The 26,672-nt window shown below is 42.0% G+C and carries 26 protein-coding genes; 10 read left to right on the top strand and 16 right to left on the bottom strand.

The genetic code is table 11. The features are described 5' to 3' along the window. Positions 1–43: 43 nt before the first annotated feature. From JL001_RS07565 to JL001_RS07545, 5 genes are all read right to left on the bottom strand, one after another. Complete coding sequence (locus JL001_RS07565; RefSeq protein ID WP_200975515.1) at positions 44–706, bottom strand: phosphatidylserine decarboxylase family protein; 663 nt, start codon at positions 704–706, stop codon at positions 44–46. Between the two features lie 122 nt (positions 707–828). Further along, positions 829–2,106 (bottom strand): Glu/Leu/Phe/Val dehydrogenase, encoded by a 1,278-nt coding sequence (locus JL001_RS07560; RefSeq protein ID WP_200975514.1) that lies wholly within the window; start codon positions 2,104–2,106, stop codon positions 829–831. A 74-nt stretch (positions 2,107–2,180) separates the two neighbouring features. Then, positions 2,181–3,020: a phosphatidate cytidylyltransferase gene (locus tag JL001_RS07555; RefSeq protein WP_200975513.1), complete on the bottom strand. Its 840-nt coding sequence runs from the start codon at positions 3,018–3,020 to the stop codon at positions 2,181–2,183. Then, positions 3,004–3,210 carry a putative signal transducing protein gene (locus JL001_RS07550; RefSeq protein ID WP_200975512.1) on the bottom strand — a complete coding sequence of 69 codons (207 nt, stop codon included), beginning with the start codon at positions 3,208–3,210 and terminating at the stop codon, positions 3,004–3,006. Before JL001_RS07550 ends, JL001_RS07555 begins: the two co-directional genes overlap by 17 nt. Next, positions 3,185–4,144 carry a CPBP family intramembrane glutamic endopeptidase gene (locus JL001_RS07545; protein WP_200975511.1) on the bottom strand — a complete coding sequence of 320 codons (960 nt, stop codon included), beginning with the start codon at positions 4,142–4,144 and terminating at the stop codon, positions 3,185–3,187. The genes JL001_RS07550 and JL001_RS07545 overlap by 26 nt, the downstream gene beginning before the upstream one ends. Positions 4,145–4,181: 37 nt before the next feature. Here JL001_RS07545 and dusB point away from each other — a divergent pair, with 37 nt between their 5' ends. Both dusB and JL001_RS07535 read left to right on the top strand, forming a co-directional pair. Next, positions 4,182–5,180 (top strand): tRNA dihydrouridine synthase DusB, encoded by a 999-nt coding sequence (gene dusB, locus JL001_RS07540; protein WP_200975510.1) that lies wholly within the window; start codon positions 4,182–4,184, stop codon positions 5,178–5,180. Positions 5,181–5,336: 156 nt separating this feature from the next. Beyond that, positions 5,337–6,263 carry a DMT family transporter gene (locus JL001_RS07535; protein ID WP_200975509.1) on the top strand — a complete coding sequence of 309 codons (927 nt, stop codon included), beginning with the start codon at positions 5,337–5,339 and terminating at the stop codon, positions 6,261–6,263. On the opposite strand, the gene JL001_RS07530 is transcribed toward JL001_RS07535, so the two are convergent. The 6 genes from JL001_RS07530 to JL001_RS07505 form a co-directional block, all read right to left on the bottom strand. Continuing rightward, positions 6,250–7,152, bottom strand: a complete 903-nt coding sequence (locus tag JL001_RS07530) for a M23 family metallopeptidase (RefSeq protein ID WP_200975508.1) — start codon at positions 7,150–7,152, stop codon at positions 6,250–6,252. The genes JL001_RS07535 and JL001_RS07530 overlap by 14 nt on opposite strands. Before the next feature lie 55 nt (positions 7,153–7,207). Continuing rightward, complete coding sequence (locus JL001_RS07525; RefSeq protein WP_200975507.1) at positions 7,208–8,284, bottom strand: DUF3810 domain-containing protein; 1,077 nt, start codon at positions 8,282–8,284, stop codon at positions 7,208–7,210. Between the two features lie 81 nt (positions 8,285–8,365). Further along, positions 8,366–8,950, bottom strand: a complete 585-nt coding sequence (locus JL001_RS07520; RefSeq protein ID WP_200975506.1) for a NifU family protein — start codon at positions 8,948–8,950, stop codon at positions 8,366–8,368. Positions 8,951–9,020: 70 nt separating this feature from the next. Beyond that, positions 9,021–10,352: a dicarboxylate/amino acid:cation symporter gene (locus JL001_RS07515; RefSeq protein ID WP_200975505.1), complete on the bottom strand. Its 1,332-nt coding sequence runs from the start codon at positions 10,350–10,352 to the stop codon at positions 9,021–9,023. An 18-nt stretch (positions 10,353–10,370) separates the two neighbouring features. Continuing rightward, positions 10,371–11,453, bottom strand: coding sequence for a chorismate synthase (aroC, locus tag JL001_RS07510; protein WP_200975504.1), 1,083 nt, complete (start codon positions 11,451–11,453; stop codon positions 10,371–10,373). After that, positions 11,453–12,898, bottom strand: a complete 1,446-nt coding sequence (locus JL001_RS07505; RefSeq protein WP_200975503.1) for a BatD family protein — start codon at positions 12,896–12,898, stop codon at positions 11,453–11,455. The genes aroC and JL001_RS07505 overlap by 1 nt, the downstream gene beginning before the upstream one ends. Positions 12,899–13,014: 116 nt before the next feature. Between JL001_RS07505 and JL001_RS23145 the strand changes: the two genes are divergently transcribed. Further along, positions 13,015–13,203, top strand: coding sequence for a hypothetical protein (locus JL001_RS23145; RefSeq protein WP_236252741.1), 189 nt, complete (start codon positions 13,015–13,017; stop codon positions 13,201–13,203). A gap of 131 nt (positions 13,204–13,334) precedes the next feature. On the opposite strand, the gene JL001_RS07500 is transcribed toward JL001_RS23145, so the two are convergent. The 4 genes from JL001_RS07500 to bshC form a co-directional block, all read right to left on the bottom strand. After that, positions 13,335–14,459, bottom strand: coding sequence for a sugar phosphate isomerase/epimerase (locus JL001_RS07500; RefSeq protein WP_200975502.1), 1,125 nt, complete (start codon positions 14,457–14,459; stop codon positions 13,335–13,337). An 87-nt stretch (positions 14,460–14,546) separates the two neighbouring features. After that, positions 14,547–15,032 carry a hypothetical protein gene (locus tag JL001_RS07495; RefSeq protein WP_200975501.1) on the bottom strand — a complete coding sequence of 162 codons (486 nt, stop codon included), beginning with the start codon at positions 15,030–15,032 and terminating at the stop codon, positions 14,547–14,549. Positions 15,033–15,059: 27 nt separating this feature from the next. After that, a complete protein-coding gene (locus JL001_RS07490; RefSeq protein ID WP_200975500.1) occupies positions 15,060–15,632 on the bottom strand; it encodes a 5-formyltetrahydrofolate cyclo-ligase in 573 nt (190 codons plus the stop codon). Then, a complete protein-coding gene (gene bshC, locus JL001_RS07485) occupies positions 15,625–17,190 on the bottom strand; it encodes a bacillithiol biosynthesis cysteine-adding enzyme BshC (protein ID WP_200975499.1) in 1,566 nt (521 codons plus the stop codon). Before bshC ends, JL001_RS07490 begins: the two co-directional genes overlap by 8 nt. A 219-nt stretch (positions 17,191–17,409) precedes the next feature. Here bshC and JL001_RS07480 point away from each other — a divergent pair, with 219 nt between their 5' ends. The 5 genes from JL001_RS07480 to mnmD all read left to right on the top strand — a co-directional run bounded on the left by JL001_RS07480 (position 17,410) and on the right by mnmD (position 22,513). Then, complete coding sequence (locus JL001_RS07480; protein ID WP_200975498.1) at positions 17,410–19,605, top strand: cation-translocating P-type ATPase; 2,196 nt, start codon at positions 17,410–17,412, stop codon at positions 19,603–19,605. A gap of 20 nt (positions 19,606–19,625) precedes the next feature. Then, the gene (locus JL001_RS07475) at positions 19,626–19,826 is read left to right on the top strand and encodes a heavy-metal-associated domain-containing protein (protein WP_370567357.1); all 201 of its coding nucleotides are present in this window, start codon (positions 19,626–19,628) and stop codon (positions 19,824–19,826) included. Between the two features lie 176 nt (positions 19,827–20,002). Further along, a complete protein-coding gene (locus tag JL001_RS07470) occupies positions 20,003–21,256 on the top strand; it encodes a pitrilysin family protein (protein ID WP_200975497.1) in 1,254 nt (417 codons plus the stop codon). Positions 21,257–21,342: 86 nt separating this feature from the next. Continuing rightward, entirely contained in the window at positions 21,343–21,828 is a 486-nt protein-coding gene (gene ispF / locus JL001_RS07465; protein WP_200975496.1) for a 2-C-methyl-D-erythritol 2,4-cyclodiphosphate synthase, read from the top strand. 1 nt (position 21,829) lies between these two features. Then, the gene (mnmD, locus tag JL001_RS07460; protein ID WP_200975495.1) at positions 21,830–22,513 is read left to right on the top strand and encodes a tRNA (5-methylaminomethyl-2-thiouridine)(34)-methyltransferase MnmD; all 684 of its coding nucleotides are present in this window, start codon (positions 21,830–21,832) and stop codon (positions 22,511–22,513) included. Positions 22,514–22,574: 61 nt separating this feature from the next. Here the strand turns inward: mnmD and JL001_RS07455 are convergent, their stop codons facing one another. Further along, entirely contained in the window at positions 22,575–22,772 is a 198-nt protein-coding gene (locus JL001_RS07455; protein ID WP_200975494.1) for a hypothetical protein, read from the bottom strand. A 539-nt stretch (positions 22,773–23,311) separates the two neighbouring features. Here JL001_RS07455 and JL001_RS07445 point away from each other — a divergent pair. Continuing rightward, positions 23,312–24,505, top strand: coding sequence for a serine hydrolase (locus JL001_RS07445; RefSeq protein WP_200975492.1), 1,194 nt, complete (start codon positions 23,312–23,314; stop codon positions 24,503–24,505). Between the two features lie 304 nt (positions 24,506–24,809). Next, on the top strand, positions 24,810–26,561 hold the full coding sequence (locus JL001_RS07440; RefSeq protein ID WP_200975491.1) for a serine hydrolase: 1,752 nt from the start codon (positions 24,810–24,812) through the stop codon (positions 26,559–26,561). Positions 26,562–26,672 lie beyond the last annotated feature (111 nt).

Below are 26,672 nucleotides of genomic sequence, written 5' to 3'. Positions count from 1 at the left end.
GGCTATCCGCCATGGCGGATAGCCTTAATACTTGCTCTACTTTTTACTTTAATCGTGCCAGAGGAGTCACACCACCTTTGGTGGTATCATCAATATTTACCAGTATCTCTGCATCCAAGGGAACAAAAACATCCACCCTAGAACCAAATTTGATAAAACCAAACTCGCCACCTTGCACCAAAGGATCTCCTTCTTTAACGTAATACTTGATCCTTCTGGCAACAGCACCAGCAATCTGCCTCACCAACAGCTTCACATCACTTTTTGCATGCTTGATCACCATGGTTGTTCTTTCATTTTCATAGCTGGCCTTTGGATGCCATGCCACCATGTATTTTCCGGGATGGTATTTGAAATACTCCACAATACCACTGATCGGGGATCTGTTCACATGGACATTGACCGGAGACATAAAGATGGAAATTTGCTTTCTCTTCTCTTGCAAAAACTCGTCTTCCACTGCTTCTTCAATAACCACTACTTTACCATCTGCGGGTGCATACACCAGACTTTCATCATCCGGTAAAGCAATGTTGGGATTTCTAAAGAACTGCAAAACCAGCAAATAGATAATTATACTGGCCAAGAGAATAAGGTTCAGGACAAGTTCCTGTCCCGGCAAAATCTGATACGCAGCTATATTGATCCCTGTAAGGATCACCAGCATCCAGAATAATAATTTTCTTCCTTCTTTGTGTATGGTCATGTTTTAAAATTAAGGAGGCAAATTTAAGGATAAATACTCAATTTTGGAGATTTACTTTCAAATTGAATTTTCTTCTCTGATCTTCCTCCTCAATATAATAATGTTTTCAAACTTTCCTTCTATTAGAAGCCTCCACGGAATTGATAGGTTTGGGCTACTTTGTCAATCGCAACGATATAAGCTGCAATCCGCATAGGCACATCATATTTGACAGATGCTTTATATACATGGTCAAAAGCCTCTTTCATGATTCGGTCGGAACGTCTATTGACCCTTTCTGCGGTCCATTTGTAGCCAAGCCTATTTTGCACCCATTCAAAATAGGAAACAGTAACTCCGCCGGCATTGGCCAAGATATCCGGTACGACCATGATACCTTTTTCATTGATAATCTTATCTGCATTGAAAGAGGTAGGCCCGTTGGCACCTTCCACTATCAGTTTGGCTTTGATATTATCCACATTTTTCTTGGTAATCACATCCTCCACCGCAGCTGGCACCAATACATCCACCTCAAGCTCTAGCAATTCAGCTGGATCAGAAAGCTTTTCAGCTCCTTTAAACCCTTCCAAAGTCCCAAGGTTACCATTTCTATAATTGATCGCTTCCTGAATATTGATCCCATTGCTATTATAGTAAGCTCCGGAAATATCAGAAACGGATACTACTTTCAGTCCCCTTTCTTCCAACAACAGAGCCGCCCAAGAACCTACATTCCCAAAACCCTGTACCGCACAAGTGGCCTGAAAAGGATTGATCTTTAATTTTTCCATGGCTGCCAAAGCGGAGACCATTACACCTCTACCAGTGGCTTCTGTTCTCCCTAAAGAACCTCCCAATACCAAAGGCTTGCCAGTTACCACAGCATTGACAGTAGTACCATTGGCCTTGGAGTATTCATCCATCAACCAAGCCATTTCTCTTGGACCAGTTCCCATATCAGGAGCCGGAATGTCCTTGTCCGGACCAAACACATCAATCATTGCCAAGGTATAGGCCCTAACCAAACGTTCGATCTCTCCAGGAGACATTTCTCTTGGATTACACCTTACGCCACCTTTTCCACCACCATAGGGGATATCTACCACCGCACATTTCCAAGTCATCCAAGCCGCTAAGGCCCTCACTTCGTCAATATGCACATCTGGGGCAAAGCGAATACCGCCTTTGGCAGGTCCCAGAATATTTGAATGGATCACCCTGATTCCTTCAAATACTTTGATCTTGCCATTATCCATGGTGATCGGCAATGAAACAATAACTTGTTTTGCGGGGTTTTTGAGCACACTGTAAACCTCTTCTGAGAGGCCCAGTTTTTCTGCTGCAATGTTAAACCTCTCCATCATTGACTCCAGTGGATTTTCTTTATCCTTTATAGGAGCCGGTTCAATGTAAGCCATAATTGGGTTTGGTTTTTTTAGAGACTTAATTACGATGCAATATTAGGCACTATTTCAATATCAATACACCTTTTTTAAAATATTTTCAAAAAGGCAGCTATAAATGGGGCCGATAATAACAATCCGTCAAATCGATCCATAAATCCGCCATGTCCGGGAAGTCCTTTTCCAGAGTCTTTGATTGCAATACTTCGCTTGAATAAAGACTCGATCAGGTCTCCATATGTTCCCGCTATAATGATGATTCCTCCAATGCAAAACCATTTCCATTCGGGAATGACCATAAAGTACCTGCTCAATATATATGCCGTGGCAATAGCCGTGGCCGCTCCACCTAAGCTTCCTTCCCAAGACTTCTTGGGAGATACTCTCTCAAACAACTTCGTCTTACCGAATTTTGTTCCAGCAAAATACGCTCCACTATCACTTGCCCACAAAATAAATAATGAGCCCACAATGATTTCATAATGAAAGCTTCCATCCACCGAAAAAGCAGCCATATTCAGCAAGGAAAATGGCACTGCCACATAGAAGATCCCCAAGAAAGTATAAGCAATCCCTGTAAAAGGTTTCTTATCCGATTTCCTGTAAAGTTTGATAAAAAAGATCAAGGAGACCATGGGGAAAATCAGAAAGTAGTATTTGTCGGCCATGTGTTGCATCTCCACCAAAAAGGACATGATAAAGATCAATAAGCCCAAGAATGTACCGAAACTCTTCAAAGGCAACATCCCATCCAGTCCGGAAAGCTTATAAAATTCCATTTGTGAAAACCCTAAAATGGCTCCAAAGATCACAAAATAGGTCCATTCACTATAGACACATCCAGCTACAATTCCCCCCGCTCCGATCAATGCAGTAATGACCCGCTGTGCCAGCTCACTGTAGTTGGATATATTAAAACGATATCTCATTCTTGATAATATTAACTGCCTCCAAGGCATTTTCAGAAGTAACCATCACATGATAACTTCCATGAAGTTGATAAACTGATTCTTTTTTATTGAGCACAATGGCGGTAATATCATGCTCTTGCAAAACTCCCTTGACAATCTCAGCCCGGATAAGTATAGCTGACTCAAATACTTTCTGCCACTTTTCCATCAGAAGGGGTATTGCTGTTTTGGGAAATAAAAACACGCATGCAGAATACAAATATTACTAATCCCAACAGCACCGCATACCAAGAAAATCCATCTGCCTCTTCAATATCAAACTCTACCATTCCCAGCTTGTTCAAGTACACCATCACTAAAGTAAAGGAATTATTCAGAACATGTCCCAACATCGGGTAAACTAAGCTTCCCGAGTACAGGTATAAATAGCCAAACAACGCCCCCAAAAGCATCCTAGGAAAGAAACCATAAAACTGAAAGTGAATGGCAGAAAAGACAAAAGCAGCAATCCACACTCCCCAATGGGCATTCCCGGTATATCGGTGGAATTTGGGCTGTACAATCCCCCTAAACAGATATTCTTCACCAATACCTGCAAAAACACCAATAACGAGCAAGCCCAAAATAAACTCTCCAGGTGTTTCGAAATCAGTGAGGTACTTGGTCAACGCCATGGCCTGGTCTTCCATTTCCCGGGCAAAATCCTCGAATCCTTGCATAAATGTCGGAAAGTCCACATTCATATTCCACTCCACTATTGCCGAGTCAAATAAAATAAATCCAAACAGCAATGGAAACATTAACAGTAAACTATTGAACTTTACGCGGTTAAACTGTTGTTCCCATCCGAGACTTGCTTTTTCTACAAACCTGGAAAAAATATATCCAGCCAAAAGAAAAGCCTGTCCACCGCCAAGACCTTGAAGGAATAGCATGGCCATTCGTCCATTGGGATGATCCAATTCACCCTGAAACAGGGGTAGGATGTCCTCAAAAGGGATATTGAACAAAAATGGGATCAGAACAAGTGCAATTCCTTGAGTCAGTGCGAGTACGCCAAAAGTGATCAAAACAAGAACAACCAGAGACAATAACCAGTTGTGTTTTGCAGCAATTTGACTTTGGGTTTTATAAATCTCCATAATTGGGGTAAATTTACGGGAAAATTATAAATCAGTTGTGGTAAAAATAGGAAACTTAGCCTTAGGAGAATTTCCCTTACTGCTGGCACCGATGGAAGATGTCAGCGATCCGCCATTCAGAGCGGTATGTAAGGAAAATGGTGCAGACTTGATGTACACGGAATTTATCAGTTCAGAAGGACTGATCCGTGATGCGGCCAAGAGTGTTCAGAAATTGGATATTTTCGAATACGAGCGCCCTATTGGAATTCAGATTTTCGGAAATGAAATTGAGTCCATGCGGGAAGCGGCAGCCATTGCTGAAGCTGCTGGACCTGATATCCTGGACATTAATTACGGTTGCCCAGTCAACAAAGTCGCCTGCAAAGGTGCTGGAGCTGGCATCCTATTGGATATAGACAAAATGGTGGCCATGACCGCCGAGATTGTCAAAGCTGTCAAAATTCCCGTTACTGTAAAAACCCGTTTGGGCTGGGACAGTGACACCATCCGTATTGTGGAAGTGGTCGAAAGACTTCAGGATGTAGGTATTCAGGCCATCAGTGTGCATGCCCGCACCAGAAAGCAAATGTACAAGGGAGAAGCTGACTGGACTTATTTGGCCAAAATCAAGGAAAACCCACGCATCCACATCCCTCTTTTTGGAAATGGAGATATCGACAGCCCTGAGCGGGCCCTGGACTACCGAAACCGATTTGGGGTAGATGGCATGATGATAGGCCGAGCCGCCATTGGCTACCCTTGGATCTTCAACGAAATCAAGCATTTCTTTGAAACAGGTGAAAAACTGGCAGCACCAGACTTAAATGAAAGAATCCGCATCACTAAAAAGCATTTGGACTTTTCTGTGAAATGGAAAGGGGAAAAATTAGGAATCCTGGAAATGAGAAGGCATTACACGAACTATTTCCGCGGCATGCCCAATTTTAAGCCTTACCGCATGCAAATGGTTACCGCTGATACTTATGATGAAGTGGCTGCAGTGCTGGATGAGGTGGCAGTTCAGTTTGCAGATTATCAGTTCGTAGCAGGATAAATATAAAAAAGAACTTTGCGACATGTTGAAGGTTGGCCGGTTGGTCAACCTTTTTTCTTTAAAAGAACTTCTCTGCAAGCAACTTTATAATCCTGTTTGGTGTTACCTGAAAAGTTTACTTTTGTGAAGACTTGATAAGCTATTAAACCGAAACAAATGACTCCCAACACTACTGGTGATCAAACGCTGCGTAGCTGGCTATTGCTAGCGCTGCTTTCCTTGATATGGGGAAGTTCCTTTATCCTAATCAAGAAAGGGCTGGTTGTCTTTTCTGCTGGAGAGGTGGGGGCTTACAGGATTGTTTCTGCCGCTTTGGTACTTTTACCACTTTCATTGCCTCGGCTGAAAAAACTGAACAAAAAGCAGGTAGGTAACCTTATCGTAGCAGGCTTGGTGGGCAGCTTTATCCCTGCCTTTCTTTTTGCAAAAGCTCAGACCCAATTGAGCAGCTCCATCACAGGCGTGCTCAATGCCCTCACTCCATTGTTTGTTGTCATTATCGGTGCTTTATTCTTTGGTTCAAAAATCACGGGAAGAAACAGTCTCGGATTGATCATTGCCTTTATCGGAGTAGTAGTCCTGATCAGTGTAAAGGAAGGCTCCAGTTTCAGTGGCTTTGCTGATATCAATGGCTATGCCTTCTTTGTCATTTTGGCTACCCTTTGCTATGGCATCAATTTGAACATCATCAAGCATTGGTTTGTGGCTTTAAAGCCAGTTGAGATCACAGCAATCTCTTTATTGTTAGTGCTCCCAGTAGCATTGCTCTACTTAATGGCCGGCACTGAGTTTTCCATGAAAGTAGTCCACGAAGAAGGGGCTTTGCTAGCAGTAGGCTACTTGACCATTCTCGGTGTGCTGGGCACCGCCATCGCCCTGATCATCTTCAATGGATTGGTCAAAATAGCTACTCCCGTTTTTGCCAGCATGGTCACTTACCTGATACCTATTGTAGCCATAGCCTGGGGAGTGATTGACGGCGAAGTGCTTCTGCCGGGACATTATATCGGCATAGTAGCCGTAATTCTAGGTGTATGGATTGGGAATAGGAAGAAAAAACAAAAAACTGTCACTGAGTCTTGAGCCATCTTTTATAGTCTCTTTTGCTCATCTCGGCTGTAATCAGTTCCTCTGGAAAAGTAGCTTCATAAGTATTTCCACTGCTGATCTTTACCGCTCCTTGGTTGGCATCGAGAAATTTCATGACTATATTTTCATAGGCCAACTCTTCCCTATTTTTCCTCACCAACCTTTGCGTCAAAAGTCTGATATGATAACCGGAATCATAGTTTTCTCCTCCAGAAAGGCCCAATACATCTCCCACATTGACCTCTTGCCCAGGCTCCACCTTGATGGACCCTGGCTTCATCACAGATATTATGGTAAAAGTCCCATCATCATGTAATATCTCGACACTGTTTTTCACTCGACTATAAATGAGGTTCTTTTTGGTGACAATTTGGTCATCGGTTACTTCTATTACAAGTCCTTTTCTAGATGCCAAAACAGGTGTTTCTTCTTCAAAGAAAAAGCCTACAGCATAAAATCCATCAGGCTTCTCTCCCGTATTCAAATATTCTTTGAGATGGCTAAATTCAACACCCCTGGCTAAACTCCGATCTGGAAATGGCAGACTATAAGTCACATCCTCCAACTTAGATTTGATAAATCCCTTATAGTACCGATAGCTGTACTGGAGTCCATCACTTTGGTTAGGGTTGATCCTATCCAGTTCCAAAACCTTGGTTCTGCCACGCTGGACGGTCTTTACAGCCGGCAAAGAACTATTAGGCTTTAAATTATCATGACGAGGTACATCAATCAATAGTGTATAGACACCAGAAGTGCTATTATCACAGATCAATGAAATGTTATTGTCCCTGTCACGCTCACTTTCTACTTTTAAATCTTGCGCCTGAACACTTATACCCACCCCGAAAAACAGGATAGTCACAAAAATGAATCGATTCATTTAAACAATTTTTTATTTTAAACTAAAAACTTCTTAAATATATAAAAAAGCAGTATTACTCCATCCCTTTGAGCTTATTTCTCCATGCATAGGCCAGCATGGGCAATTGGGCGTAACTTTTGACACCTGCCTTCACTCCTTGGGATTTCAAGAAAAGGTCATTTGATTTTCTACTGAGCTCCAAGGAAATCGCTTCAATTTGCCTATGATTTTCTGAAATATCTATCAGATCATTCCTTAGTCCTTTATCCAAAGTAGTAATAAATTGTCGGTAACCCGGTGCATCCAAGCGATACAAGTCATTGAGTTGATAACTCAGTAATCTGAGCTGGCCAGAATATTGCAACAGTGGGTTATCGCTATTGGAGCAAATCACCCAGCCAATAAAGTTCGCCTCTCCTTCATTGGTCACCCCATAACTATGGGCCATCTCATGGGCAATGGTAAATGGCTTCTCCAAAGGGTGCATGGTCGGGTCAATATAGCTCTCCCCCACAAAGGGAAAGTAAATGCCCAATATCCCAAGCTTTCTCAACAATCCTCCGGGATACAACTCCTTTGTCCTTGGATTTCCTGTAAAATTGAGGCCCATCATATAGAGGTTTTCCCTAATGGTTGCCCGGACTACCTTTTCCAGGTTTTTATAAGGAATAGTACTTCCAATCGCAGTGGTATCCTCAGTGATATGTGGCCGAAGTTGGTGAAGAATATTTCTGGTAAGCTCCAATTCCCTCACCAATACTTCTTTCTCAAGTGCCTTGGGTTTTAAGTCCAATTGTTCAAAGATAGGAACCCTTTGATAGTTAAAACCCCATAGGAAGAGAAATAAAAAAACCAGAAAGCCTATAAAATTCAAGGTACACCTGCCTGTAAAAAGCAACTTGGCCAGCCAACCTTTCCTCAATCTAATTTTCCAAAGGTAATAGCCAAAGGCAATCAAGAGTCCTAAAAAGAACAAATAGATAGTAGGAAAAGGCAAGCGTGCAATACTTATGTCAATGACATTTCTGATGACAGGAAAAAAATTTCTAGAGTAAAAATGTTCAGTATCCTCAGGAAACCGAACAGCAAAATACCGAATAATCAAACAGGTGACACCCAATATGGTCCAGGTCCAGTTTTTCCTTAGCATAATTTACAAGCGCTTTGTCTGCAAAAAGCAAAAAAAAGGCCATTCGTTGAGACGAATGACCTTGACAGTTTAATTTTATTTTTAGATTCCTTCTGCCTCTACGGTTTTCACCTCATCAGGCAACATTCTGGTCAAAAGATTCTCTATCCCCGCTTTCAAAGTTACCGTGCTTGAAGGACAACCTGAACAAGCACCCTGTAACAGCACCTTCACCGTTCCTTCATGAAAACTGTGGAAGATAATTGCACCACCATCTTGTTCTACTGCAGGCCGAATGTATTCGTCCAAGATTCCTTTGATTTTCTTTACTGTCTCACTATCGTTTTCATCAAACAACGGATCTTTATCCAAAACTACATTTACAGCGGATTTACCTGCTTCCAAGTATTGTTTGATATGTTCCCGGATATGATCCTGGATTTCCGGCCAGTCCACATCATCTGTCTTGGTCACCGTCACAAAATTAGAGGTGATAAATACTCGCTCTACCGCCGCAAAGTTGAAAAGCTCCTTGGCAAGAGGAGAGTTTTCGGTGCTCTTCTCATCAGGATAATCAAAGCTTACCCCATCATCTGTCAACATAAAGTTTACCACAAATTTCAGTGAATTTGGGTTGGGGTTGGCTTCCATATAAATATGTACCGGCTTTTTCTGCGCTTGTAACATGGTCTTAATTTTTAGCTTCTAGCAATTCAAACATCAAATGAGGTGATTAGTTCCTCTTTGATCGATTTTATTATTCTGGTGTAGATGTCAAAGGATTGGATTCCCTGATCAATCCTTCTGGCAATTCTCCTTCTGTACTGGCCACAACGGTACATACCGTAGCATCTCCGGTTACATTGACCACTGTCCTGAACATGTCCAGAATCCTGTCTGGGGCAAGGATCAAAGCTAAACCTGCTGAAGGCACACCAATAGATTCGAGTACAATCAATAACATGATCAATCCAGCTCCTGGCACTCCTGCAGTCCCAATAGATGCCAAAGTAGCCGTCAACACAATCATCAACTGCTGTGTCAAGGTCAGGTCCATCCCCAGAGCTTGGGCAATAAATGCAGCAGCCACACCTTGGTACAAACAGGTACCATCCATGTTGATGGTAGCCCCTAAGGGTAAGACAAAACTACTTACCTCTTCTGAAACTCCTATTTCCTCTTCCACTTGCTTCATGGTTACTGGCAATGTCGCCGAACTCGAACTAGTGGAAAAAGCCAATAATTGAGCGGGTCTCAACGCTTGGAAGAAATCCCTGTACTTTACTTTGGTAAAAACCTTCAAGATGGTTGGATAAACCAAAATGATCATGGTCAATAAGCCTGCCACTACCAGTAAACTATATTTTAGCAAGGCAAATAGCAACTCGATGGCCGAATCGGGATTATCCCCTGCAATCTCCACAATCAGTGAAGCCATTAGGGCAAAAACGCCATAGGGCGCAATCAGCATGATATAGCCCACTATTTTGATGATGACATCGTTCATCCCATCGAAAAACGCTATTACAGGGCTAGCCTTTGACTTAGGTATCTCCAATAATGCTATCCCCACTATAATCGCAAAAAATACCACCTGAAGCATGCTGCCATTATCAGTAGCTGATAAGAAGACATTTTCTGGAACAATGTCCACCAAAGGTTTCAATGGGCTCTGTTCCTGCAGTTCAGCAGCCTGTGAAGATTTATCGCCCACTACCTCATTGAATTGTTCCATCAACCTTTCCCGGGTTTCTGTTGGCAAGCTTTTTCCTGGAGCAAAAATATTCACGAATAACAAGCCCACGGTCACCGCTATTACGGTAGTGACCATATAAGCACTAATGGTTTTTCCACCAATTCTTCCCAGCTTGGTAATGTCTCCCAAGTTAGATACCCCCACGATCAAAGATGCCAGTACCAATGGAACGGCTATCATTTTCAATGCATTGATAAAAATAGTACCAATGGGCTTGATAAAGTCAATGGTAAAGTCCGGTGACATTTCGGTTTTGATGACAACTAAACCGAAAATCAGCCCCAAGACCAGGCCAATGATAATTTGAGTATGAAGGGGTATTTTTTTAAACATATCAGTTGAGTTAGGTGCTTAAGCTTCCAATTTATTCATTCGCTTCAACAATAAGAAATCTGCTAGTACCAAGGCAGTCATTGCTTCCACGATCGGTACCGCGCGAGGCACCACACAAGGGTCATGCCTTCCTTTACCAGAAACGGTAACCGCTTCTCCTGCCTGATTGACACTGTCCTGGTCTTTCATAATGGTGGCCACAGGCTTGAAGGCTACGCGGAAATAAATATCTTCACCATTTGAAATGCCTCCTTGAATTCCACCTGAATAATTGGTCTTGGTCCTCACCCTATCTCCTTCCTGGTAAAACTCATCATTGTGCTCAGACCCCCTCATGCTTACCCCTTCAAAGCCACTGCCATATTCGAAGCCTTTGACGGCATTGATGCTGAGCATCGCCTTTCCCAAATCGGCATGAAGTCGATCAAAAACCGGCTCACCTAAGCCCACTGGCACTTGCTTGGCCACGCAGCTCACCACGCCACCTACCGTATCCCGGTTCTTCCTGATTTCATCAATGTATTCGATCATTTCATTGGCCACTTCAGGATCTGGACAGCGCACAATGTTTTTCTCAATTTCAGCAAAGTCCAATTCCTGATAAGGCTTATCCAGCTTGATATGCCCCGCCTGACTAACATAAGCATTGATCTCTACACCAACATGCTTAAGAAACATTTTAGCAACTGCACCGGCAGCTACTCTTGCAGCAGTTTCTCTGGCGCTACTTCTTCCTCCACCGCGGTAATCGCGATTCCCAAATTTTTCCTGATAGGTAAAATCAGCATGGGAAGGACGATACTTGTCAGCAATATGCGAATAGTCCTTGCTCTTCTGGTCCGTGTTCATGATGATGATCGCGATGGGCGTACCAGTACTTTTGCCTTCAAACACGCCAGAAAGGATTTGACATTCATCCTCCTCTTTCCGTTGTGTGGTGATCTTGGACTGCCCGGGCTTTCTGCGCTGCAGCTCTTGTCTGATAAACTCCTCATCTATTGGCAGCCCTGCAGGACAGCCATCTATAATAACGCCAAGCCCTTTGCCATGTGATTCTCCAAAGGTGCTTATCCTAAATACTCTTCCAAATGAATTACCCATTACCTCTTTTTCATAATCATGACGATCAGTAAAATCACTGCGCCAACCAGTAGTATGTTGATAAAAGTCGAAAAATAATACTTATATCGTTGGTTTAAAAGCTTATTGTCCTCTAGTTCTATTAAATCATAGATTCCTCCCAGGCGCGTGGAAGATATTGATTGATTGATTTTGCTCTCACCCACCACGTTCAAGACCGCACTTGGCCTTAGGGTATCATAGGTTTCTTTGTCCGTATTAAAGTAAATCCACTCAAAGTGATCCTTCAAAGCTACTTCTCCGGGCTCATTGACGGTGATATAGTATTCATACTGTTTGATCCCGGTCACTTTACCTCTTCCCCGGTTGATTTGCTGTCGTTCATTCGGGTCAAAAGTGTTTAGCTTTTGAATATCCATCTTCTTGGGAGGCTTGATGGCATTGATGTTTCCTTCCCCACTGATCCCAAAATCATAGGTTACGCCTTCGCCAGTTTCTACTTTTTTGGAGTCAAAATTTTCCCGTAGCCTGTAAACTCCCACACTCACCTCATTTTTCAGTGGGTGAGGAGGCAAAGGCTTAACTTTAATGGTCTTGCCATTAGCATAGAAGGTCTTAAAATCCTGTTGCCTGTTATTCCCAAAGAAAGTAGGGTTTTTAGCCACCTTGTACTTGATCATCTCCCAAGCCACTCGCGGCAATTCGATCTCGCCCTCATTGAAAGGATAGAAGGTGGATTCATATACTTTGAAGCGGGTCCATACCTTTCCATCAATGGTCACCCGCTCTGGCTGGATATTGGTAATATTGAAGTTTTCCTCCCAAGCATTGGTCGGCTTGATTTTCTTGACAATTTCCTCCAGTTGTTTTCCCGGTTCATAAAAATCAAAGGGAGCCTGGTTGGATTGGGCCATGAAAAAGGCCAAACTCACATTAAAGCCCTCGCCCACATAAATTTCATTTTTGTCCACTGTCATCGCAAAAAATGCCTCATCATCCAACTCAATAAATTCTTGCTCTTGCGGTTCATCTCTTCTGAAAAAGTCATCAAATGGATCTCTGGAACCCTGTCGCTGCTGGCTTTGCTTGGCATCGGTCACTGTGATGGTTTTACCAGGAGAAGACACCTCATTACCATTGACCTGAAGGGTAAAATTAGGTAGACTAAACTGCCCCATTTTCAGCGGTTTGTAGTATTGAACAATACTATTGGTACTGCTCATTTGGCCATTGATCACATTCATGGAAGAAGACTGAGAAATTCCCTGCTTCTGGAAGCCCGGTATCTCTGGAAACTGATCATATGACTTTATTTTCTCATCGGAAATTGTTATTTTTATGCTGAACGTTTCGTTCAAGCCTATCTCATCAGGTCCTAAGTCAATCCTTACATCTTGTGCTTGGGCAATGGAAATTATCGATGTCCAAATGAATACTAGAGTGAGGTAATATTTCGTTCTTTTCATGAGATACACAACTACTTATTTGACGCAAATTAACGAGTATATTTTAAACGCAACAAATTCATAGTATTGTCGTATTGATTTTAGTATTGTTTAACTTAAAAATAAATTGATGAGCCATGATAGAATATGTTAAAACCATTTTGTTAAAGGTGAGTTTTGACAAGAAGCTTTTCGAGAAAGAGTTAAGAAAGGGTCTCAACATGTTGACGCCCGCTGAGGTTCAGGAGTTTAAAGTTTGGTGTTATAAGACGTTTGCAAAGATTTATTTAGGAGTACTGAATAAATACTTTGTTAAACTCACCTAGGTATAGGGCCCCGCTTAGCGGGGCTTTTTTATTTTACTTTTTTTGATGATCTCTACTTATTGGAAATAACTACTGAAGTTTTTTATTTTATTAAACTGCCTCGTCCTGAAATAGCGTTACACAAAAAGTACCTATTTCAAATCACCCATGGTCACGATAGGAATATCTTTGGCGGCCACCGCCTTCATCTCTTTAAAATTGGCCTTTGGATAATGGTACCCTTCTTCCGTCAAAGGCCATAAGATAGGGCTAAGGTTCAATACCGTGGCCTTATAGCCCTGCATAATGGCCGCCATGTTGCCCGTTCCTTTGGACAGACCTGCTTCATTTTCTATTTCAAAAGGACCAGAAAAACCTTTTTCCTGAAGGATATTGATAAATTTCCTCCAATCCATACTGTCACCCACTCCAAACCCTGGCAAAGTGGCTTCATAATGGTGCCTGTCCCATTCGTTTTGAGCAGTGGGGACACCTGCTTTTTGGGCCAAATCTTTATCTACCCATTGAGTAGGATACATATTACCCCAGTAAGGGTCGGAGTTATTTCTGGTAGACTTTACATGGATACGTTTTAAGCGATCCATATCTGTATGTTTGATCACTTCCACAGGATCCGTATGTTGCCATACATCATGAGAGGGATCATAAATCTCACCATGCGACTTGCTCGGAATCATGGCATACATCAGCTTTCTGGCAGCCAACACCCCAGGCAAATTGTTAAAAGTCCCTGTATGGCCAGCTGAGCGCCAGCCTTCCATAGGGCAGTTTTCATACAATACCGTCACGCCCAAGTCCTCTGCATATTTGATAATTGGGCCAAAAACCTTGGCGTATTCCTCCAGGTTCTTTTCAAAACCATTTTCTTGGTTTCCCAACTCATGGTTATAGCCAACAAAGGTTCCTACTTTGATATCATTGGCATCTCCCCCCATCAAATGGGCCATGCGGATCAATTTCAATAAATGGTTTTGATTTTTGATCCTCTGGCCAGGATCACCGCCAATCAGGTTATCAAAAGCCCCTAAAGAAAGACTAAGCCCAGCAGTATTAAATTGGGACAAAGTAGCCTTGGCTGTGTCCAGTGAAAAATTATCATAATCCATGTGGGTAGCCACAAAATCATCCCGAGTACCGTCTCGCCTGAACACGCACACATCCAATCCTTGCACACCGGTTTCCTTTGCTTTTTCGATCACCTCTTCCAAGCTTAACTGATCAAACGCCGAGGTCATGATCCAAATAGGGTTCGTCATATTTTTTTGGTTTTAATATTGACCCAAGTTAAAAAAACAAAGGCAAATGCCTTGTGACATTTGCCTTTGTTCCTAATGATCTTTTGATCAGTGGAAGGTAAAGCGGATAGACAGCGCTATCTCATCTCCCCACCAGCCGACATTGTCCGTCAGGTTAAACGCCGGTTTATAGTCCAGTGATAGGTTCACCGGGGCGTCTTCAAATTTGTAGTCCAAGCCTATGATCCCATCAATCCCAAAGACGGTATAGTTTTTATCTGGGTCATCAAAAGGAGGATCACTTTTGTCTCCCCAAGTACCTAAATGGGCACCGCCACCATAAAACCATTTTAGGCCTCTGATCTCACGAACATCTCTGTGCATCTCATACAATCCAGTAATCACGAGCCCCTTCCAACGGGAATGCAAAATCCCTTCGATGGCCGCGTCATAACCTAGAAAATGCTTTACGGTTAATCCGTTGGTCACTCCAGCTCTCAAACCCACACCCGTACTGTACGTCTGGGCTTCGGCCTGATAACTGATCACCATGATAGCTACTGCAAAAACAGCTACAATTGCTTTCTTGAACATAAAATAAAATTTAGTGTAATAGATGGTTTAATTAAATTCAATAATTCCGCTGGGTAAAATACAAATATTCATGCAAATATCATGTTCTTCTACCGGAATGGAAACTTCAGGTACAAAATACGATAATCCTACCTTAAAAACCTCAGGTTTTAATCCAGATAAAAACCGATCGTAAAATCCTTTTCCATACCCAATGCGATTACCATCCAAATCATATGCCAGAAGCGGTATCAAGACAACTTCAATCTTTTCTGGTGAAACTTCTACCGGAGAACTGGGCACAGGAATACCCCACTTATCCACTGAATAGGTGGTATTTGTATCAACTTCAACGGTCTTGAGCTCTCCAGTCAAAAAATCTGTAACAGAAGTATAAACACGATTGCCTGCTGACAAAAGTGCCTCCACAATCGGAAAAGTATCGATTTCATTAAGCCGGGCAATGGGTAAAAAGATATGAAAATGCTTGAACTGGCCATGAGATTCCAAAAAGCGCATGAGTTCATCCTTGATCTTTTTGGACTGCTCCGCCATCTTCTCAGCCCCTAATGCCTTTCTTTTGGCTTTATAAAGATTTCTAAGTCGTGCTTTCTCATCCATTTTCCTCTAGTATGATGTAATTGAAATCCAATGGGTCGAAGTGAGTATAGAGCTTTTCAATAAACTGCTCATCTTTAAGGTAAAACTCCAAAAAGTTGCTTTTTCGTTCTTGTGGCGTTCCTCCGGGAAAAAGGATTTCTTTTAAGGACTTCATCCTTTGAAGATCCGTTTCCAAATTTCTTTCCTCACCCCGTCTCAGTTTCTTCCCAAAATGCTCTATGACCTTCAAAGCTCTTGTTTTAGCTGCTTCTGCTGAGTTTTTCAAGGTAGGATCCACTTCAGCAGCTGCCATCCCCATTTCTTCGAAAATTGCAGATAAGGCTTCTTTTTCTTTTTCCAGACTTAGGTCGGACTGGGCATTATTCTTCACATATTCCTTCTTCCAACTTTCATAAGGAACAAATAGTTGTTTATTGCTCAAGCCCAGCGCTTCTGCTTTACGAGAGGCATTCTTTCCTTTGATCATGGCAAAGTTTCTGGGCATAACCATTGGGTAGTCTGTCTGGTAATGATCAAAAACCAATTTCAGCTGCAACCAGTAAGCTACTTCTGCGGGGCCACCCAAATAGGCAATATTCGGTAAAATATATTCCTGATAAAGTGGCCTCAGCACCACATTTGGGCTGAATATTTCTGGGCTACTTTCTACAAGAGCCAGCATTTCCTGCTCTGAAAATTGCTTGCCCGTATCCAGAACCTCATATACTGATCCATTCTTGACAATCCGCGAACGGATCCCTTTGTCCAAATAGAAAAAGTTAATCTCCCTTGGGAAAATTTGGCTCTTATAGCCCAATTCTTCAAGCCTCTCTGTTTGCTTATTGACCAATTCATTGGCACTGTTGGTAAGTAGGTCATCTTTGATTACCTCCTTAAAAAGTCCTTTTAAACTGGTATCATGCCCATCCACAATCACCAAGCCCTTCTCTCCAAATAAATGGTTCACATAGTACCTTACTGCATCTGCTAAAGTTTTTTGCTCCCGGTAAGCTTGCTTAAAAAAATCAGGAGCAAAAGTGATCTCCTTGATAAAGTCGTCCATGCTACCGTCCAGTTCAAAATCACCTACTGCTCCTTTCTGATTAGTTTCCCAACTGTATTTTTTACCCTCATAACTAAAATGGTTGATTTCCTCAAAATCATGATCCTCAGAAGCCATCCAATACACGGGCACAAAACGGTAATCTGGATAGGCTTCCTGCAGTTGCCTGGCCAAATTGATTGTCGAAACGATTTTGTAGATGAAGTATAATGGGCCCGTAAAAAGATTCAACTGGTGACCGGTCGTCACGGTAAAAGTATTTGCCTCTTCAAGGCTATCCAAATTCTTGGTAGTAGCCTCGCTTAATTCAAAACCTTCATATTGCTGATGCAAAGCTTCCTTCAACACCTTTCTTTTGTCCTTACCAAAATTCCTTTTTTCAATTACAGCCTTAAAATTTTCCAAAGATGGATACTGATGATAGAAAGGCTTTAAATCGGTTTTCTTTTGGATGTAATCGATAAACAAAGGTGAAAATTGCCCGGTACACTCCGGCTCAATGGTGGATTTCATCATGAGTCTAAAAGGTTTTTTTGATGCGCTGAATTAGGCTATGTGTGATTAAACTAGAAACAGGCACTTAAAGTTCGTGATTTTTTTGGGAATACGGGAATTAGCTACGTCCTGTTTAATCATTTCAAAAATTATATAACTAGCGACGACACCTTTGCGCTTAAATTTGTTTCGTAACCTTAAGGCTTCAAAAGAGCCCGACCAAAACCGAAATAAAACATCATGAGCAATAAAATAGAATGGCCAGTTACCGGAATGAGCTGTGCTGCCTGTGCCAGCAGTGTGGAAAACACCCTGAAAAAGCAAGTTGGGGTGCAATCAGCCAGTGTGAACTTTGCCACCCATTCTGCCTTGCTTCAACTTGAAAAAGAAGCAGATCCAAATGCCATCCAAAAAGCAGTAAGAGAATCTGGTTATGACATCATCATTGAAAAGATGGAAACCAGTGACTTGGAGAAAAACCAACAGCAAGCCTATCTAAAATTAAAAAGGAATACTATTGCTGCTGGCATTCTTGCCACCCCCGTCTTTATCATCGGCATGTTCCTAATGGATATTCCTTTTGCCAATTATATCATGTGGGCTTTGACTACACCAGTATTGTTTGTCTTTGGCCTCCAATTCTTTATCAATGCTGTACGTCAAGCCAAACATGGAAAAGCCAATATGGACACCTTAGTAGCCGTCAGTACAGGTGTAGCTTATCTATACAGTACATTCACCACTTTTTTTCCAGAATGGTTGACCCAAAGAGGAATAACCGCTCACGTGTATTTTGAAGCAGCAGCGGTCATAGTTTTCTTTATTCTGCTGGGAAGGATGTTGGAGTCTGGTGCCAAAGCAGGAACTGGAGAAGCCCTGAAGAAGCTGATGGGACTTCAACCAGATGAGCTTATTGTCATGGAAAATGGAAAGGAAATAGTAAAAAAGACACAAAAGGTTTCAGTGGGAGAATTCATCCTGGTCAAACCTGGACAAAAAATACCGCTAGACGGAAAGATCATTGATGGCCATTCCTATATCAATGAAAGCATGCTGACTGGAGAACCCGTCCCCATCGCTAAGCAATCGGGGGATCAGGTATTTGCAGGTACCATCAACCAAAATGGAAGTTTCCAATTTCAAGTAGAACAAGCAGGTGACACCACCCTTTTGGCCCAGATTATTCAAAAAATCAAAGAGGCACAGGGCTCCAAGGCCCCAGTACAAAAGTTAGTAGATAAGATTACGGCCATATTTGTTCCTATTGTCATTAGTATTGGCATCTTAGCCTTTTTGGTTTGGGGACTTAGTGGGATAGAAGATGCCTGGCTTCATGGCATGCTGGCCTTTGTAACTGTCTTGGTCATTGCTTGTCCCTGCGCATTGGGACTGGCCACACCGACGGCTATCATGGCGGGTATTGGCAAAGGAGCCTCGATGGGTATGTTGATCAAGGATGCAGAAAGCTTAGAGGTCGGGCATAAGGTGGACACTATCGTTTTGGATAAGACGGGGACCATCACTGAGGGAAAGCCAACTGTAGAGGACATCCAACTCGCTCCCCAGCTTATAGCTTCTGAAAAAGAAATGGGAGTCCTCCTGGCCATGGAATCCCAAAGCGAACACCCTTTGGCTGATGCAGTGGTGCAACACCTAAAAGCCAATTTCAACAAAGCAGATTTGGCCAACTTCCAATCCCATACAGGCAATGGAGTTTCTGCCCAGTTTGAAGGAAACTATTATGCAGTAGGCAAAAAAGATTGGTTAAAGACTCAAGGAGCAACAGGGAAAGACTGGATGAAAGATTTTGAGAGCCACCACTTAAACCAAGGTCATATTGTTATCTATTGGGCAAAAAACCAAGAAATCATCGGTGTCATCGCGATGGCAGACTCCATTAAGGAAAATTCAAAAAGTGCCATCAAAGAACTTATGGAGATGGGAATGGAAGTCCATATGCTTACAGGTGACCAAGAAAAAACTGCCCAAGCCATGGCCCAAAATGTAGGAATCCAGCATTATCAATCCGGTATGCTTCCAACCGATAAAGCCGGATATATTAAAGCTTTACAAAAAAACGGAAAAACCGTTGCTATGATTGGCGATGGTATCAATGACAGTGAAGCCCTGGCATTGGCAGACCTGAGCATTGCCATGGGAAAAGGCACGGACATTGCAATGGATGTGGCGAAAGTCACTTTGATTCATTCAGACCTTGCCCAGGTCCCACAGATGTTGAGTTTGACTCGAAAAACAGTTAAAACCATCCGTCAAAATCTGTTTTGGGCATTTATTTACAACATTATAGGAATCCCATTGGCTGCTGGAGTCCTCTATCCAGCTTTTGGATTTTTACTCAATCCGATGATTGCCGGCGGGGCCATGGCACTGAGTTCAGTGTCTGTGGTTAGCAATAGCCTTAGATTAAAAAGATAATTCAAACAGTAAACAGTAAAATGATGATCCAACTAAAAACCAATATCAAATGTGGCGCTTGTGTGGCCACTGTACAGCCCAAGCTTGATCAATTGCCCAACACTACCTGGAAAGTAGACCTAACAGATCCAGACAGAATCCTAACCGCAGAGGGAGAGGCAACGACCCAGGAAATCATTTCGGCCTTGGAAGAGGCGGGGTATAATGGGGAGGCTATTTGAAAAATTCTTCCGGCACCTTTTGCCAGATTTTATTAGCTTTGCAAGGGACAACTGTTAATACTAGCTGATTAACAGTTGTTTTACTATTTATTTGACTTTATTTACAAGTATATCCTATTAACAGTCCAACCAAGGATTTTAGTCCGTAGGTTTTTTCGGATGGGGAAGTTTGACTTATGATAAACTACGAGCGACATATCTTAGACAACGGCTTACAGCTGGTGATTCACGAGGACCACAGTACCAAAATGGCTGTAACCAACATTATCTATAAGGTTGGCTCTAGAAATGAGGTGGCGGGCAAAACAGGCCTTGCCCATTATTTTGAGCACTTGATGTTTGGGGGATCCAAAAATGTCCCCAGCTTTGACAGCGCCTTGGAAAGGGTAGGAGGAGAATGCAACGCCTTTACCAATACGGACATCACCAATTATTATGTCACCCTTCCCGCTACCAATATAGAAACGGCTTTTTGGCTGGAGTCTGACCGAATGTTACAGCTTAACCTGAGCCACAAAACCATTGAAACCCAAAGGAAAGTGGTGATAGAAGAGTTCAAGCAGCGTTACCTCAACCAACCTTATGGGGACGCCATGCACCAACTGAGGCAACTCTGCTACCAAAACCACCCTTACCAATGGCCAACTATCGGGAAGGAAATTGCGGATATTGAAGGATTTACAGAAACAGATATCAGGTCTTTTTATCATGATCACTATGCACCGAACAATGCTATTCTGGTAGTAGCAGGTGATGTGAATAGTGAGGAAATCTTGGAAATGACCCAAAAGTGGTTTGGTCCAATTCCAGCTGCCAAAAAGAATGGTGCCAGCATCATTCAAGAAATCCCTCAAAAGGGCAAAAGAATCCATACTTGCTTAGCTGATGTACCTACTGATGCTTTGTATAAAGCCTATCATGTACCGGGAAGGCTGCAGTCCGGTTACCTGGAATGTGACCTGATCACCGATATTTTGGGCTTTGGAAGGTCTTCACTATTGGAACAAAAACTGGTCAAAAACACTGATATTTTTGCTTCCTGCAATGCCTATGTACTCGGCTCCATGGATCCGGGACTAATGGTTTTTTCAGGTAAAATGGAAAAAGGTAAAAGTGCAGAAGAAGCAGAAAAAGTTTTGGATGAAGTAGTACAAGAGTTTATCGAAACGGCCATTTCTTCAGAGACCATTGAAAAGGTCAAGAACCAAGCGGAAGCCATGAAGACCTATGAAAGCATCCAATTGATCAATCGTGCTATGAACCTGGCTTATTATACCCAATTGGGAACTCCTGACCTTTATCAGATGGAGTATGACAAGAAAACCACCATTACTGCTGATCAGATTTCTGCTTTCGCCAAACAAACCATCATTGAAGAAAATGCTTCAACCCTTTATTATAAAAGTAATAAAAACGGGACGAGTGCTTAAATCGTCTTCTTTATTCCAAACCGTTCCATAATAGGTATAGCTTCTTCTCTTTATAAAATCCCAACCAAATCTATTATCTTCACCGCATGAATAACTTTAGAATTGGATTTGGATATGATGTGCACCAATTGCAGGAAGGTTATGACTTCTGGTTGGGCGGCATCAAACTGGAACATACCAAAGGAGCAGTGGGGCACTCAGATGCTGACGTGCTGATTCATGTCATCTGTGATGCCTTGCTCGGAGCAGCAAACTTAAGGGATATTGGCTATCATTTCTCAGATCAAGACCCAGAATACAAAGGTATCGACAGTAAAATCCTCCTCAGGGATGTGATGACCATGATCCGTGAAGAAGGTTATGAAATTGGCAATCTAGACACTACTATTTGTCTCCAAAAACCCAAGGTTAACCCTCATATCGATACCATGAAGACCTGCTTGGCAGACGTAATGAAAATCCCCGAAAACAATGTTTCCATCAAAGCCACCACCACGGAAAAACTGGGATTTGTAGGTCGTCAAGAAGGGGTTTCTGCCTATTGTGTGGCTTTGATCTATAAAGTCAATTAAGATGGAAAGAGCAATCAAACTCATCGAAACAGAAGATGGTTCTCACTCCCTCTATGTGCCAGAATTGAATGAAACCTATCATTCTTTTCACGGTGCTTACCGGGAATCAATCCATGTATTTTTCCTCTATGGGTTGGACCATTGGTACACGCACCACCCACATCAGCAGCCCATCCGGGTGTTTGAGGTGGGCTTTGGAACGGGCCTTAATGCTTGGCTGGCTTTGGTCTGGGCGGAGCAAAACAAGCTGCCTTTGCTTTATCATACCATCGAACCATTTCCTGTTCCAGAAGATATTTACACCCAACTAAACTATACGTCGATAGACGAGGGATTGAGTCACTTCCAGGGACAATTCCAAAGACTGCACAAAGCCCCTTGGAACCAAGGTGGTGCTTTGACAGAATACTTCAATATGAAAAAGGATCAAGCGACCTTGGAGGAAGTGCAGCTGTATCCAGCTGATGTGGTTTTCTTTGATGCCTTTGCACCCAGCAAACAGCCAGAACTATGGACAAAGGAGCTGCTGGGCAAGGTAATCGATGCCATGAACCCGGGCGGTGTTTTTGTCACCTATTGCGCAAAAGGCCAACTCAAAAGAGATTTGACCGAACTAGGACTCCATGTAGAAACCCTCCCTGGCCCTCCAGGCAAAAAAGAAATGGTCAGAGGAACTAAGATTTGATCCACAGATAAAAGGGATAAACACAGATAATGTAATTCTTGCTGGATCATAATTTTGGGGATTAGGCGCCACTTAAGTACATGTATAAAAACTCAGCTGCTGTGGATAATAATAAAAAACCAAATGTGAAAAGGAAAGCCCAACCTGCTCTTTTGAGTTTCTGATTATTCTTTTTGATCAAAGCAGCTACCCAGTACCCAATCGCTATTCCCATACCAATCAAGGTTCCTAAAAATTTAATGATTGTAATAAGTAACATATCTTGTTATTTAACACTTCTTAATGTTGGACAACCTTTCAAGCTAAATTCTTCTTGCCCATAACAGCTCAATAATAAACTTGACCGAAATTTCTTTTGATCATCTTTACCTATCCCCATTCTTACTGCAAACATACAACCCTCGTTCATATCCAAATATTCATTGCTGCCATAACTAGACCCTGTTCGATCGTCTTCATCTACTTCCGATACAAGAAAAAAATAAGGAGTTAATATAGCAAGTGGACTAAATTGAATCACCGGGGTCTTCTTTAAATCTAGCAATTTCCTTTTGATCACTTCTACAGGAAACGCATATCAATATCATGACACCTACTAAGTAAAAATCACTTTTCATGTAATCGTCAACTAAAAGTTTTTACAAAATGATGGCTGTAAATATACAAACTACATTTTTAAAGTAAATTCATGGATACATGTTGGTGAGGCCTTCAATGAATATCTCTACAGTTATTCCAGTATATACATGAGTTTTGAAAACAATTTTTGGATATTAAAGGATAATAACTCAAAAATAGATGAACCTTACTAAGCTCCTTTTCATATGGGTAAGTTTTCTCCTTTCGAACGTAAATTACGCCCAAACTGTCCAAAGAATAGATAACTCCTCTATAAACATCGAAATGTTGGACACTAATATTGAACGGTTAAAATCTGCCGCCAATGTTCATGGACTTGCCATCACAATAGTTACAAAGGACAGTGTACTATTCCAAAAGGCCTATGGCTCAAGAAATTTAAAAAAGAAACAAGCTTTACAGACTACCCATAATTTCTATGCTGCATCTCTTAGCAAACCCCTATTTGCCTATATCGTTATGAAATTAACCGATTTGGGTATGTTAGATTTAGACAGACCACTCGTAGAATACCTTGAAAAACCACTGACCTCTTACAGCTTTCAACAGAGCTATGAAGGGTACGAAGCTCTTAAGGGAGATGACAGGTATAAGCAAATAACTGCAAGGATGTGTCTGTCCCACACTACAGGCTTTCCCAACTGGAGGTACATCACCAATTCCGGAATCAATATGTCTGAGCCTCTAAGGATACAATCTGATCCCGGAACCTATTACATTTATTCCGGAGAGGGAATTCAGCTACTTCAGTTTGTGGTGGAACAGATCACTCATAAAGGATTGGAAGAATTGGCACAAACCTATGTTTTTCAACCGCTTGAAATGAACATGACCAGTTTCTTATGGCAAGATCGCTTTGAAGGTAACTACGCCGTTGGGCACTATAAGAAGAAAAAAGTTCTCGAAAGAAGAAAAAGGGATCAAGAGTATGCGGCCGGAAGCATGGACACCACCCCTGAAGATTATGCAAAGTTTATTCAAGCGATGTTGGCCAGAAAAGGGCTGAGTTCTTCTGCATTTGAAGAAATGTTTACTTCCCAAATTGCCATTAAGTCCAAACAACAATTTGGGGAGAACAGATGGAAGGTCACCGACGAAAATGCTGCTATTGACTTAAGTTATGGCTTGGGTTGGGGCATCTACCAGACACCCTATGGAAAAGCAGTATTTAAAGAAGGTCACATGGACGGCTGGGAGCATTATGCCATCTTTTATCCCACAAAAAATTTAGGATTGATCATTATGTGTAACAGTTCCAATGGGGAAGGAATATTTAAAGAACTACTCGAAATTTCCATGGGAGACCATTGGATGCCTTGGTATTGGGAAAACTTCATTCCTTATGATAATTAAAAGCCGTCATTTTTAAGCCAAAAACTAACCTGAAATATTTTTTACCATTTCAACCTTAATAAACTCTGCTGAATTTAATCGCCCGTTCCCCCTGGTCCTTAGATAAAAGTGATTCCAAAGGCCAATTCTAATTAACCCTTCTCACTTTTTAGCTGCTCCCTCGTTTCAATAAACCATTTGATTTTTATAATTTACCCTTCTAACACCATGAATTTCAAGACAATGACAGAAACATGACATCTAAATGTCGGGGAAATGGCAAGGGATCTTGGATACATTTGCTTCATCAGCAAAACGAAAACAAATGAACAATCAATCATTTGCCGAAAGGCTTATCTACTACAGAAAAAGCAAAGGTTTATCTCAGGAAGAATTGGCCCTAAAAACAGAGGTTACTGTGCGGACCATACAGCGTATCGAAAAATCTGAAGTGAAACCCCATCTAAATACCATCAAGCTACTTGCAGTAGCTTTGGAGATCGAAGTCAACCAATTGATCCCCTTAAATGACCCTAAGGAGGAAACCTTAAAGAAAAAATGGCTTTTGCTGTTGCATTCCACTCCCTTATTGGGTGTATTTATTCCTTTGTGCAATGTCCTCCTTCCTCTCTTTATTTGGATTCACAAGAGAGATGACAATCCCATCTATGACAGGCATGGGGTCAAGGTCATCAACTTCCAGATTACCGCCATCCTACTCGCAACTTTATCTTTTATCAGCCTAGTGACCATCGAAAAATGGGGATTTTTCCTGTTTATATCCACTGTTCCCATATTAGTGGGCATTGTAATCTGCAACATCATCTATGTGGTCAAAAAAGACAAATGCTATTATCCCCTATCCATCCCCTTTTTGAAATTGAAGAAATCCACTGTCACCAAACTCGTAGTAATATCCTTTTCAGTGCTTTCCGTATTAGGCTGTACCCATAAGACTTCCCAAGAGATCGAAAGGTTAGATGGAAGTAAAATTTCTGAGGATTCCCTCACCCTAAAACTCCACCAGTGGGCCCAAGAAGCAGAGATACATGGAATGGCCGTGGCCATTTTCAATGATAAAAAACCCGTTTACCAAAAAGTAATTGGCTACAAAGATTTTCCCCAAAAGCTAATACTCACCGACTCTACCAATATTTATGGCGCCTCCCTGAGCAAGGCGGTGTTTAGTATCTTGGTTATGAAACTGGTAGAAGAAGGTCTTATCGACTTGGATACTCCGCTGGAATCTTACTTGCCTCAAAAAATATATGATTATGAACCTATGACCCGGTGGCATGATGATTATGCTGACTTGAAGGAGGACTCCCTGTACCATCAGATCACGGCAAGGATGTGCTTGTCCCATACTTCGGGTTTTGCCAATTGGAGATTTATGGAGCCAGATATGAAATTACAAGTTCATGGGAAACCAGGAGAAAAATACCGCTACAGTGGAGAAGGGTTTGTCTATCTGCAGGTCATTTTGGAAAAGCTGACAGGAAAAGGGCTGGAAGAATTGGCACAAGAATATGTCTTTAAGCCCCTGGGCATGAAAAACTCTTCCTACCAGTGGCAGTTCCGATTTGAAAGTGACTTTGCCTATGGCCACCAGAAGAATGGAGAAACCTATCAAAAAGACAAAGACAATGAACCCAGGTCGGGGAGTACCTTGGAAACTACCGCGGCAGATTATATCAAATTTTTAACCGCTGTCCTCAACCAAGAAATACTCAGCCCTGCATCATATGATGAGATTTTCTCCCCTCAGATCCGGATTCGTTCAGTTCATCAATTTGGTCCCAAGTCGGCCCAAAACACAGACAAATACGCCAATATTAACTTTAGCTATGGCTTGGGATGGAGTTACCTAGAAACACCCTATGGCAAAGGTGTGGCCAAAGGAGGCCATGGCGATGGCTTTCAGCATCATGCCATACTTTATCCCGATAGCGGAAAGGGATTGATGATCATGACCAATTCAGATAATGGGGAAAGCATTTACCAAGCCCTATTCTCCTACGCCATGGCCGACCAATACAGCCCATGGGAGTGGTACGGTTTCATTCCTTATCAATGAATAGGCTTCACTCCAGAAGTAAAGCACCTGACAGGGATTAGATAATTAAGATTTTAGTGGTAGGTTTTTGTTTTAGAAAGGTTGTGCTTAATGCGTATTTTTGTTCGATAC

It is taken from the genome of Echinicola sp. 20G (genome assembly GCF_015533855.1).
Lineage (GTDB): Bacteria > Bacteroidota > Bacteroidia > Cytophagales > Cyclobacteriaceae > Echinicola.
Note: the sequence above shows the minus strand (reverse complement) of the source record. Positions and strands in the feature narration are given on the sequence as shown.